Below are 12,502 nucleotides of genomic sequence, written 5' to 3' on the forward strand. Positions count from 1 at the left end.
TAAGCGGCACCTTGGCGGGCAGCGGCGAGTTCGCCAATCCACGGCAGGCGCGCATAAAAAATCCCCGTGGATTCGCATCCACGGGGATTCGGACAACTCGCACTGCGGGTCGGCTCAAACGTTAACCAAGGTTAAAAGCGCAGGGTTAAAAGCTCACGGTTAAAAACGCACCGTTAAACAACCACGCTCAAAAACCGCGGTAACGCGTGAAGCACGATCAGCCTGCTGCTGCGTCTTTCAGCTTCTTCAGCGGACGTGCCTTGATGCGCACGCTAGCCGGCTTGGCCGGGAACCAACGCTCTTCGCCCGAGAACGGGTCTTTGCCGAAGCGCTTCTTCTTCGCCGGCACAGCTTGCACGACGATCTTCAGAAGACCCGACAGCGTGAATTCGCCAGCGCCCTTCTTGTGCACAGCGCCGAGGATCGTGTCTTCGAGCGCGGCCAGAACGGCCTTGGCAGTCTTCGGTTCCACAGCAGCGCGTTCAGCGACGTGTGCAGCCAGCGAGGCCTTCGTGAAGGTGTCCTTGATCGGCGACGGAGCGCTGGAAGCCTTCACGGCGACCTTCTTAGCTGCGACGGCCTTCTTCGCAGGAACAACTTTCTTTGCAGCAACCTTCTTGGTCGGTACCGGGGCAGCAGCCTTCTTGGCCACCTTTTTTGCGGAAGTCGGCATGTTTCTCCTACCTGTAGTGGTCAGTGAATTGCACGAAGCGCACACGGTATGTGCACGCTTCAACGCCGGATTCTACAAGCGCTAATACGATTTGCGCGAATCTTTTGTGTATAACAGCGAAGGTTTGTTGCGCGGCGCAGACTGCGCAACACATTTTGATCCTTGTTTTAGCGGGTAAACGTGCGTCGGCGAGCCTCGGACTGGTCTGCAACACGAACACGTAACGTGCGTTACAAGTCATTTCGATGCCTGAATAGAGGCACTTTCGGCACCGGGCGATCGTCGACGGATAGCGGCTCGATGTCGAAACCATGGTTCGCCGACACGTTCGCCACGCCGATTCACGCGACGGAAAAAACACGCCCCCTGCAGCGAAAGTCTCTGCAGGGGGCGGCTAACGTTGCTCTGCGACAGAAAATCGCAGGCGGTTTCAACGCGCGATCATGGCCGGCTGATGTGTTTCAGATCATGCTCGCTCTCTTTCACATACGCCCAATACGCGTCTTCGTCGCGCGCCATGCCGAGCTCGCCGTTGCGATAGGCGATCGCCAGCGCCAGATTCGCCTCGGGTAACTCCGCATTGGCCGCGCGCTTCAGCCATTGCAGCGCTAGAGCGTCGTCGTGCGGCAGCGTCGCGCCGAAGCGATACTCGTTGGCGAGCTGGAATTGCGCGAGCGGCACGCCCGCCTGCGCCGCCTGTTCCAGCCAACGGATCGACAGGAGCGAATCGCGCGCGACGCCGTAGCCATTGCGATAAAGCGTTGCAAGATCGTAGGCAGCCTGCGGATCATGCGCTGCCGCTACGCTCAACCAGCGACGGCTTTCCGCGTAATCCGGCGTAATGCCGGGCACCCCGCGCAACAGCAGATGCCCGAGCGTGGCTTGCGCATTCGGCACGCCGTCGAGCGCAAGTTGACGGTACAACTCGACGCCCGCGCGCCGCTCGTCGAGTTGCGCCGAACTCACCAGCACGTCGGCCAAGGCCTCGCGCGCCGCTGCGTTGCCGAACGCGGCGGCAAGGCGCAGACGCCAGACCGGCCACGCCGCGTGCGTGGCCGAGCCCTGCATTTGCCAGTCGTCGATCTGCACGTTGGACACTCGCGTGGCCATGACCGTGGCGACCGTACCGGCCGCGATCGCGACGGATAGCGCGACGGACAGCGCGAGAGCCGCCGCCGCAGCCGCCGGGCTCAGAGAAAACCGCGCCTTCATTGGTTGAGGTCCACAGCGTAGACCGCGAGACCCTTGCCGGTGCCGTCGTCGGTCTGGAGCTGGGTGACGTTGGTGATGCCGTTGGTCTGCGCGAGCGCTACCAGGTTCGGCGCCGCCTTGAATGTCACCTGCCCGGCCGTCGCCACCTTCGTGAAGCGCCAGCTACGGTCGCTGCCGTTGTTCGCCACCTTGATGGCCTGCACTTTCTTGATGTAGGCAATCAGGACATCCCGGCTCGCATCGGGCGAGGCATAAATCGTCTTGCTGCCGTCCAGTCCCGGAAAATTGCCGCCGCCGCTCGCACGATAATTGTTGGTCGCGACGATGAACGCCTGCGTATCCGAAATCGCCGCGCCCTGATATTTCAGGTTACGGATCCGGCTGCCGACTGCCTGCGTCACGTCGATTTCGTAGCTGAAATCCTTCGAGGTGATCATGTCGAAGTTGTAGCCGGGGTAGGTGCTGACCAGCGCCTGCGCCGCAGTATTGGCCGGATCGATCTTGTTGAAGCGCTTCGCCGCGGTTTCGAGCCACGCCTTCAGATCGGCGCCCGTCACCTTCACCGCGTAGATCGTGTTCGGGTAGAGGTAAAGGTCGGCGGCATTGTTGATCGCGACATTGCCTTGCGAAACGTCGGTGAAATCGTTACCGCCGCCAAAACCGCTCTTGAACGGCGCGCTCACCGACAACACCGGAATGCCCGCATATTGCGGCAGATTCGCGCTGATGTAGTCCTGCACGTAGGCAGCCTGCGCCTGATTGACGATCTCGATGGCCGACACATCGCCTACGTCCGCAAAGTAGGTCGTCATGCGGAAATCGGTCGTGCCGATCGGCGTTTTCACGTAGTTGATAGTCGCGCTGTGTTCAGCCGCGATCGCTTGCGAGATCGACGGATCGACCGCTACATAGCTGTTATCCGCGTTCTGGATCGAGCGCGCTTCGGCCGTGCTCGAATTGCGGTCCACCGTCCACGTGCCGTTCGTGTAGTTCAGCGCGAGCTTGATCACGCCGAGATGCTTACCCCAGAAATTCGCCATCACGGTCGGCACGCCGTTGACGGTGCCCTTCACCTTGTCGACGCCCGGCAGGTTGAATTGCGTGACCGTGCTGTTCTTGTCGGGGAACACCTGATGCGAGTGGCCGATCAGCATTGCGTCGACGCCGGGCACCTTCGACAGATAGTAGCTGCCGTTTTCCATCGACGGCGAATAGGCCGAATTGTCGAGCCCGCCATGCGACATCGCGACGATGATCTGCGCGCCCTTCGCCTTCATTTCCGGCACGTACTTCGATGCGCTTTCCACCAGGCCTTGCGTGTAGACGTTGCCGTCGAGCCAGCGCTTGTCCCACGCCATGATCGCGGGTGGCGTAAAGCCGATCACGCCGATTTTCACCGGCGCGCTAACCGTCTTGCCGTCGGGCGTCGTAGCGGTCAGCGTGCGCTCGAGGATCGTGTACGGCTTGAAGATCGGCTGCTGCGATTTCGCGCCGAGCACATTGGAGAGCACCAGCGGAAAATTCGGCCCCGCGCACGCCGGTTGCGACGCCACCGGGCTCATGTTCGGCACGTCGAACGCACTGCCCGTGACCTGCGCGAGAAACGGCAAACCGTAGTTGAATTCGTGATTGCCGATCGTGCCCGCGTCGTACTTCAGCAGGTTCATCACCTTGTAGACGCCGAGCGTCGTCTTGCAATCGATCGGTGCGACCTGCGCCTGATAATCGGCGAGCGCGGTGCCCTGAATCGTGTCGCCGTCGTCGAGCAACACCGTGTTCGGGAATTCCTTACGCGCCGCCGCGATCAGCGTGGCCGTGCGCTCGAGTCCAAGCGACTTGTCTTCGGCCAGCTTGTAGTAGTCGTAGCTGAGCAGATTGGTATGGATGTCGGTGGTTTCGAGCAACGCGAGCGTCGCCTTCGTGCCGTTCGCCACCTGCGGCTGCGGCGTTTCAATATCGCTGCTGCTGCATGCCGTGATGCTGATCGCGCTCACCGCGCCTAATGCGCCCAGGGCGCTGGCCGCGCGAAGCGCGCGCATCCTCTTCGTTGCCATAAACGTCACTCGCATCCGTACCGCCCTCAAATGTGTTGTGTTGTCGTGGCCGGTCCATCCGGGCCGGCGTTGCATTACAAACAATTACAGAGGCGCAAGAGTACGGTTGCTTTATGACAGTGATTTGTATGCTATTAGATATGAATAAGTAATATTCGAGCGAGGCCGGCGCGAGGTCCTTGCGTGCTGCCGGTTGTCAGCGGACGAGGCGCGGCAGAATGTCGGTGAGCCTGGTAAGCGCCGCGTCGATATGTTCGACAGCGATGCTGCCGTATCCCAGCATCAAGCCGGGCTGCGGCTTCGCGCGCTGATAAAACGGCGCGAGTCCATACAAACCGATCGACGCTTCACGCGCGGCGTTCACTAACGTCTCCTCGGTCAACGGCGCCTTCAGCCACGTCGCCATGTGGATGCCGGCAGTCGGCACGATCGGTTCGAACCACGGCGCGAGCTCACCCTGCAAATGCTTCAGCATCATCGCGCGGCGTGCCGCATAGGTCTTGTGCATGCGCCGCAGATGCTTGGCGAAGTCGCCATTGAGCATGAAGGTCGCGAGCGCGGTTTGCGTGAGGGTGCAGCCGTGACAGTCGGCGATCTGGCGGGCCTTGAGAAGCGGACCGTAGAGGGAGGCTGGCGGCACCACGTAGCCGACCCGCAGCTCCGGAAAAATCGTCTTCGAAAACGTGCCCACGTAAGCAACCAGACCGGCGCGGTCGAGACTTTTCAGCGGCTCCATCGGCCGGCCTTCGAAACGGTACTCGCAGTCGTAGTCGTCCTCGATGATCACGGCGCCGCGTTTCTGCGCCCATTCAAGCAACTCGACGCGGCGCTCGAGACTCATCGGCATGCCGAGCGGGAACTGATGCGAGGGCGTTACGTAGACGAGCCGCGCCTTGTCCGGGAGCTTGCTCACGATCAGGCCTTCGGCGTCCACCGGCACCGGCACTACGCGTGCGCCCGTAGCCGTGAAGCACGCCTGAACCGGCGGATAGCCGGGGTCTTCGAGCGCCGCAATCTCGCCGGGCCGCAATGTGATGCGCGCGATCAGATCGAGCGCGTGCTGCGCGCCTTGCGTGACGATCACGTCGTCCCAGTTGCTCGCGACCGCCCGGTTGAACGCCAGGTAACGCGAAATCGCGAGGCGCAATTCCTGCTCGCCGGCTACGTCGCGATACGTGCCTGGACCGCGCGCCTGCACACGCAATGCATGGTTCACGCAGCGGCGCCAGACGTCGAAGGGGAACAGCGATTTGTCGGTTGCGCCGCCGATGAAATCCTGCGGCGAGGCCACCGTGGGCCGCGGCAACGGCAACGTCTCGGGCATCTCCTCCCACAGCGGCTGGGCGCGCGCCGCAGTTTTCTGTTTCACCTTCACCCGCTCGCGCGCGGACTCGGCCGCCCATGCATGCGACGAACGCTCCGCCGGCAGACGCTCCAGACCATCGGCGACGAAGGTGCCCGAACCGGCACGTGCGCTCAGATAGCCTTCGGAGAGCAAGCGTTCGAACACGTCGAGCGTCGTCTTGCGCGAGACACCCAGTTGCGTGGCGAGATCGCGCGTGGAAGGCAAACGCGTGCCGCCGGCGAGGCGCCCTTCGAGTATGCCGGCGCGCAACTGCCGGTAGATCTGTCCGGACAGATCGTGACGCCCGTCGACCGCGATATGGATGTCCATCCGAGTGGCTACCTTAAATGTCCGTGAAATGCTTATGTCGAAAGACCAATCTCGACCGTAAGCTTACCTCCGTCGCCGCCTTCGGAGCGGACATAAAACGCAAAATGGCGCGCCTCTGTCATACGAGGCGCGCCATTTTTGTTGCACTACCGGGAGTGATTACTCCGCGACTGCCCCATTCAATGCAGCCGTTTGCCGCGCGTTCTCACGCGCTTCATCGCCGCAACGCTGATGCTCACGCGAGAGCTTGCGCATCAGCGGCAACAGCAGCACGGCGATCAGCGCGCCCAACGCCGCAAGCCAGCCCAGGCCGTTAAACAACTTGGTGTACATCGGCAGCGATTCAAGCGGATCGAGATTGCCCGCCGGCATCTGCGCGAAATTCGCCACCACGCTGCCCAGATACTGCGACACACCGGTCGCCACAAAGTAAGCGCCCATCATGAAGCCGCTCATTCGCGCCGGCACGTAGCGCGCGATCATCGCGAGGCCGAGACCGCTCACCAGCAGTTCGCCGAGCGAATACAAACCATAGCCGCCCACCATGAACCACGACGACACGCGGCCGTTCACCGCATAGTTGCCGCTCGCCGCATAGACGAAGAAGCCTGCCGCCACCACCGCGAAGCCGAACGCGTACTTCACCGCCACCGGCACGTCCTTGCCGCTCTTTGCGAGCTTCGTGTAGAGCAGCGCGAGCACCGGGCTCAGCAGCATGATCCAGATCGGATTGAGCGCCTGGAACTGCGCGGCGCTCCACGTGAACCACGTCTGACCGAACAGAATGAAACGCGGATCGACGTTGCGCAGCGCGAACAGCGTGAGCGAGGTCGACATCTGCACGTAGAACACGAAAAACAGGATCACCTGCGCGGTCAGGATCAACGCCGCTACCAGACCCGAGCGCTCCGAGCGTTCGCACTTCAGCAGCATGTAGCCGAAGATCGCCAGAATCGCGACGCCCGCCGTGTACACGCAGGCCACCGCAATCGCCTTGTGCTGCAGCACGAACATCGTGACCGTGCCGAGCACAATCCCGCCCAGCGCAACCGCGCCGACGCGCTTCCAGCGGATCGGTTCGGCGTCCGGCGTGGAGCCGATATGCGCGAGCGTGCGGAACATGACGAAGTAGTTCAGCACCGACAGCAGCATGCCGGCGCAGCAGACCGCGAATGCCGTATGCCAGCCCCAATGGTCCTTGATCCACGGCGTCGCGAGCATCGACACCGTCGAGCCGATATTGACCGCCATGTAATAGATCGTGAATGCGCTGTCGATGCGCGCGTCGTCGCCTTCGTAGATGCGGCGCACGAGGTTTGCGGCGTTGGCCTTGAACAGCCCGTTGCCCACCACGATCACACCGAGCGACGCGTACATGTAGCTCAATTGCTCATTGGGCAGCGCCAGCATGAAATAGCCGGCTGCCAGCACGCCGGCGCCGAAGATCATCGTGCGGCGCGCGCCGAGAATCTTGTCGCCGATCCAGCCCCCGATCGACGGCGATGCGTACACCAGCGCCGTAAATGCGCCCCACGTGAGGGTGGCATGGCTGTCGGTGAAGTTCAGCTTGTCGATCATGAACAGGACCAGCAGCGCGGCCATCCCGTAGTAGCCAAAGCGCTCCCACATCTCGATCAGAAAGACCGTCGAGAACGAACGGGTCTGCGAGACCGGCGCGCTGCTCGGATTGGACGAATTCATCATGTACCTCTTGTTCTTACGGTTGCAGCGACGCGCGGACTCGCCACGCGGCGCGAAAAACTGGATCTGGGAAAACGGTCGGCGGAGCCCGCGCGACGCGGCACACGCATTTCAACAGGCATGTGCGTAGCCAGCGGCGCGCTCATCTGCAAACCAGGCCGCAAATTGAGGCGCCTGCACCAGCAAAACCAGCAGAAAAACCAGGGAATGGGATGGAGGCCCGCCACGCGGGACGTCCCGAAGGAACTGCCCTTGGGGGACGCTGCGCCACATCGGGCTCGGGTTCCGGCAAGCAGAACGGGCTCAATGATAAAGCATTGTGGGAAACGGCTATCCGGCGGGCGGCAGATGGCGGCCGCGCCGGGCGGCGGGCAGGCAGCCCGCGGCAGGAAAAATCGGCAGTGATAGTCATGTCCTCATGCCGGCGAGCGTTCTGATGGAACGTGCCGGACGATGCTCCGCCGCGCAGGATCGCTGCGTGCGGAATAAAAAACAGCGGCCGGCGTTGCGTCTGATACAAACACATGCGCCTATCCGCCAAGCGGGCCTGATTCTGCAAACAGAAGCACCGTTCGTCACTCAGGGAATTCACTGATGCCACGCCAATTACCTGTTCTTACACGCCATATTCCATCGTTCCCCATTGGGGCGTGGCTGAAAATAGTCTTTGATGTCATGCCTTTAACGTCTCCTGATACTCAATCCGCCTCAATGCCGATACCCCTTGGATACAGCACTCTTTACCGCATCCGCTTTCAGTTTCTCGTCGATTACCGGTCAAAACGGCTGGCGCGGATTTCGGTTCTGGCAACATAGAGCGTTGTCTCGAATTGCGGCCCCTTGCACGACCGGGCGCTGAACGGCCCGCCACCCCGGCCTGGACCGCAATCAAACCATATTTACTTATATCAAACAAATTTTGACGGGCTAATTTCCTCCTGCTATGGTCACGACAATTCAAAAGAAGAATCCGGCACTCGAACTCGGCAGTAAGATCCGCGCGCTGCGGCAACGGCTCAAGCGCACGCTGGATGACACGGCAACAGCAGCGGGTATTTCCAAACCGTTTTTGTCGCAAGTCGAACGGGGTCTGGCGTCACCGTCCATCACTTCGCTGGCCGGGATCGCCCACGCACTCGGGGTGACGGTGCAGTATTTCGTCGACACACCAAGCGAAGAACGCTCAGTGTGTCGCAGCGATCAGTTGAAGTTTTTCGGTTTTGCGGACTCGGCCAATCTGTTTGCACGGCTGACCAATCTGACGGGCGGCCGTCAGCTCGAAGCGATCCTCGTGAGGATGCCGCCCGGGCAGAAACGCTCCGAAGTCACCACACATGCCGGGGAAGAGTTTGTTTATGTGATCGACGGCGAGGTGTCGTTGACGCTGGAAGGCAAGACGTTCGTGTTGCACGCGGGAGACAGCGCGCATTACGAATCGACGGTGCCGCACAGCTGGGTGAATACCGCACGCAAGGAGTCGGTAGTCGTCTGGGTGGGCACACCGCGACTGTTTTAAGAGGCAGGCACCTTTTCCGGTTGATCCGGCCAGGGTTTGCCTGCATTACGAAATGTAAGGAATCCTGCATGTCGAGCAACCATCACGGGCAACAAGGGCCGCCCCGGCCCGAGCACGGCAGATAACCGGGCGCCCTGGCGCCAGCGCGTTCTTCTCTCGACCTTTCCTGCGACCTCAACCGATGAAAACCCCGTTTGCTTACGCGACGGCGCTGACTGCGCTCGTCCTTACGTTTCAGCCCTCCGCCTTCGCCGTCAACGTACCCGCAGGCGTCACCCTCGCCGCCAGCCAGGAAATGACGCGCCAGGTGCCGGCCGAAACCGAATCGCTCGACCCCGCTCATATCGAATCCTGGACCGGCGACACGATCGCGCTCGACCTGTTCGAAGGTCTGACGCGCATCGACGCAGCCGGCACGATCGTGCCGGGCGTCGCGCAATCGTGGACGCGCACCGGGCCGACGACGTGGGTTTTCAAGCTGCGCCACGATGCGCGCTGGAGCAATGGCCAGCCGGTCACGGCGGCTGACTTCATCTATGCATGGCAACGCGTGCTCGATCCTAAAACAGGTTCGAAATACACGATCCTGGTCGAGTTCGTGAAGAACGCCAAGGCGATCCTCGCCGGCAAGGCGCCGCTAACGAGCCTTGCCGCGCGCGCCATCGATTCGTACACGCTCGAGGTCACCACCGAAGTGCCCGCCGCCTTCTTCCCGCAACTGACCGCCATGCCGGCCATGGCGCCAGTTAATCGCGACACCGTGACCAAATTCGGCGGCGACTGGACCCGCCCGGGCAATTTCGTCGGTAACGGCCCGTACGTACTGACCGACTGGCAGCCGAGCAACCGCCTGGTGGCATCCAAAAGCAGCACGTACTGGAACGCCAGCAAGGTCGTGATCACGAAAGTGACCTATCTGCCGATCGAAAACGACGAAACGGCGATGCGTATGTATCAGGCCGGCCAGTTCGACTACACGTACTCGATTCCGTCGGGCATCTACGCGCAGGTCAGCAAGCAGTTCGGCTCCGAACTCAAAACCGGCCTGCAGATTGCCACTTACTACTACAGCCTGAACAACGAAGACCCGGCGTTCAAGGACAAGCGGGTGCGCCAGGCGCTGGCGATGGTGCTCGACCGCGACCTGCTGACCAAGCGTCTAACGGCCGACGGCGAGGTGCCGATGTACGGCCTGATCGCCAAGGGCACAGAAGGCGCGGGCGTCTTCACGCCGGATTGGGCAAGCTGGCCGATGGCCAAACGCGTCGATTACGCGCGCAACCTGCTGAAGGCCGCAGGCTATTCGGACGCGAAGCCGCTGACATTCACCCTCACCTACAACACGAACGACCTCCACAAGAAAGTCGCGCTCTTCTCGACCTCGGAATGGCGCACCAAACTGGGCGTGAACGCCAGGCTCGAAAACGTCGAATACAAGGTTCTGCTCAAACAGCGCCACGACGGCAAGGTGCAGGCCTCGCGCGACGGCTGGTTCGTCGATTACAACGACGCCAACTCGTTTTTCGATCTGATACGCTGCAACAGCGTGCAGAACGATCAGCGCTACTGCAACCCGCAAGTCGACAAGCTGGTCGATGAAGGCAACCAGCAGCTCGACGAGGCGAAACGCACCGCCCTGCTCACGCAGGCACACGATCTGGCCATGAACGACTACCCGCTGGTATCGCTCTTCCAGTACTCGGCGGACCGGCTCGTCAAGTCGTATGTCGGCGGCTACACGTCGACCAATTACGTCGACCAGCGCGCCACGCAAGACATGTATCTGATCAAGCACTAAGCGCGGGAGCACCGTCATGCTGGCTTACACGCTGCGCCGCACGCTCTGGGCGATCCCGACGATTCTCGCCGTGATCACCGCGTGCTATCTGCTGCTGCACCTCACCCCGGGCGGGCCGTTCGACACGGAGAAACACCTGTCGGCGGCCGTGCTCGCGAACCTCAACGCCAAGTACCACCTCGACGAACCGTTGTGGCTGCAGTATCTCCACTACCTCGGCTCGTTACTGCACGGCGACCTCGGCCCGTCGTTCCGCTACGCCGACTGGAGCGTCAACGATCTGGTGTGGAAAGCGCTGCCAGTGAGTCTCGGCGTCGGCGGCGTATCGGTGCCGATCGCGCTGGTGATCGGTGTCGCACTCGGCACGCTGGCCGCGGTGCGGCGTGACCGCTTCATCGATCACTTCGTGATGGTGCTCGGCAATATCGGCAACGTAGTGCCGCCGTTCGTGCTCGGACCGGTGCTGGTGTGGATCTTCGCGATCCTGCTGAAGACTTCCGAAGGCCGCGGCTGGCTGCCGGCCGGCGGCTGGGGCGAAGGCGAATGGCGCTATCGCGTGCTGCCGATTGTGCTGCTCGTCATCATCAACGTCGCAGGGATCGCGCGCGTGATGCGCGGCAGCATGATCGAAGTGCTGTCGGGCAACTTCATCCGCACGGCGCGCGCCAAAGGTCTGCCGGGCCGCACGATCGTGTTGCGCCACGCAATGAAGCCCGCGTTGATGCCCGTCGTGTCGCTGCTCGGCTCGATCTGCATTTCGTCGATCACCGCGGCCGTGGTCACCGAATCGGTGTTCGCGCTGCCGGGTCTCGGCCAGCTGGTCGTCAACGGCGCGATCAATCGCGACTACACCCTCGTGCTCGGCCTCGTCGTGCTGACGACCGCCGTCGCCGTGCTGTTCAATCTGCTGGTCGACCTCGCGTATGCATGGCTCGATCCGCGCATCCGGTACTGATCCATGGCCCGCTCATTTCAAACGACTGCCGCGGCGCTCGATCCGCTCGCGGCCATTGCCAACGCGCCGCGTTCGCGCGGCCCGCTCGCCACCGCGGCCGCGCGCTTCGTGCGCAACCGCGCGGCGTTCACCGGCTTTGTCGTCCTGCTGCTGATCGTGATTGCCTGCGTGGCCGGTCCGTGGTTCCTGCCGAACAATCCAATCGATAGCGACTGGGGTGCAATCAGCCTCGCGCCCACGCTGCAAAACATGCACTGGTTCGGCACCGATGAACTCGGCCGCGACCTGCTCGCGCGCACGCTGCAAGGCGGGCGCGTATCGCTCGAAGTCGGCCTGCTCGGCACGCTGGTATCGGGGCTGATCGGCGTGGCGTACGGCGCCACTGCCGGCTACCTGGGTGGCCGCGTCGACGCGGTGATGATGCGTATCGTCGACATGATGTACGCGATCCCCTACATGCTGATCGCCATCCTGATGATGACGCTGTTCGGCCGCGCGTTCTATCTGGTCGTGCTCACCATCAGCGCGTTCTCGTGGCTCGACATGGCGCGTGTGGTGCGCGGTCAGACGCTGTCGCTGCGCTCGCGCGAATTCATCGACGCCGCCCGTGCGATCGGTGTGAGTTCGCGTTCGATCATCGCGCGTCACATCGTGCCGAATCTGTTCGGCGTGGTGGTGGTGTACGCGAGCGTGACGGTGCCGAATATCGTGCTGACCGAATCGGTGCTGTCGTTCCTCGGCCTCGGGGTGCAGGAACCCATGACGAGCTGGGGCGTGCTGATCCAGGACGGTGCGCAGAAACTCGATTCGATGCCCTGGCTGCTGTTGTGCCCGGCCGTGATGCTGTGCATCGCACTGTATTCCGTGAATTTCGTCGGCGATGGTCTGCGCGACGCGTTCGACCCGAAGGACCGCTGA

General features: G+C 62.1%; 9 protein-coding genes. 4 read left to right on the plus strand and 5 right to left on the minus strand.

Going from position 1 to position 12,502, the window contains the following annotated elements:
• Nucleotides 1-217: 217 nt before the first annotated feature.
• From R8871_RS02145 to R8871_RS02165, 5 genes are all read right to left on the minus strand, one after another.
• The gene (locus R8871_RS02145; RefSeq protein WP_175048835.1) at nucleotides 218-673 is read right to left on the minus strand and encodes an HU family DNA-binding protein; all 456 of its coding nucleotides are present in this window, start codon (nucleotides 671-673) and stop codon (nucleotides 218-220) included.
• A gap of 441 nt (nucleotides 674-1,114) precedes the next feature.
• On the minus strand, nucleotides 1,115-1,885 hold the full coding sequence (locus R8871_RS02150) for a tetratricopeptide repeat protein (protein WP_175048836.1): 771 nt from the start codon (nucleotides 1,883-1,885) through the stop codon (nucleotides 1,115-1,117).
• Nucleotides 1,882-3,924 carry a bifunctional 2',3'-cyclic-nucleotide 2'-phosphodiesterase/3'-nucleotidase gene (locus tag R8871_RS02155; protein WP_407673117.1) on the minus strand — a complete coding sequence of 681 codons (2,043 nt, stop codon included), beginning with the start codon at nucleotides 3,922-3,924 and terminating at the stop codon, nucleotides 1,882-1,884. Before R8871_RS02155 ends, R8871_RS02150 begins: the two co-directional genes overlap by 4 nt.
• 211 nt (nucleotides 3,925-4,135) lie before the next feature.
• The gene (gene pdxR / locus R8871_RS02160; protein ID WP_175048838.1) at nucleotides 4,136-5,614 is read right to left on the minus strand and encodes a MocR-like pyridoxine biosynthesis transcription factor PdxR; all 1,479 of its coding nucleotides are present in this window, start codon (nucleotides 5,612-5,614) and stop codon (nucleotides 4,136-4,138) included.
• Nucleotides 5,615-5,773: 159 nt separating this feature from the next.
• Entirely contained in the window at nucleotides 5,774-7,315 is a 1,542-nt protein-coding gene (locus tag R8871_RS02165; RefSeq protein ID WP_175049941.1) for a peptide MFS transporter, read from the minus strand.
• Between the two features lie 943 nt (nucleotides 7,316-8,258).
• Here R8871_RS02165 and R8871_RS02170 point away from each other — a divergent pair.
• The 4 genes from R8871_RS02170 to R8871_RS02185 all read left to right on the plus strand — a co-directional run bounded on the left by R8871_RS02170 (nucleotide 8,259) and on the right by R8871_RS02185 (nucleotide 12,502).
• A complete protein-coding gene (locus R8871_RS02170; RefSeq protein ID WP_120294344.1) occupies nucleotides 8,259-8,831 on the plus strand; it encodes a cupin domain-containing protein in 573 nt (190 codons plus the stop codon).
• A 181-nt stretch (nucleotides 8,832-9,012) separates the two neighbouring features.
• Complete coding sequence (locus R8871_RS02175; protein ID WP_175048839.1) at nucleotides 9,013-10,629, plus strand: peptide ABC transporter substrate-binding protein; 1,617 nt, start codon at nucleotides 9,013-9,015, stop codon at nucleotides 10,627-10,629.
• Between the two features lie 16 nt (nucleotides 10,630-10,645).
• Nucleotides 10,646-11,584: an ABC transporter permease subunit gene (locus R8871_RS02180; RefSeq protein ID WP_175048840.1), complete on the plus strand. Its 939-nt coding sequence runs from the start codon at nucleotides 10,646-10,648 to the stop codon at nucleotides 11,582-11,584.
• Nucleotides 11,585-11,587: 3 nt separating this feature from the next.
• On the plus strand, nucleotides 11,588-12,502 hold the full coding sequence (locus tag R8871_RS02185) for an ABC transporter permease (protein WP_175048841.1): 915 nt from the start codon (nucleotides 11,588-11,590) through the stop codon (nucleotides 12,500-12,502).

It is taken from the genome of Paraburkholderia sediminicola, assembly GCF_902859805.1.
Taxonomy (GTDB): domain Bacteria; phylum Pseudomonadota; class Gammaproteobacteria; order Burkholderiales; family Burkholderiaceae; genus Paraburkholderia; species Paraburkholderia sediminicola.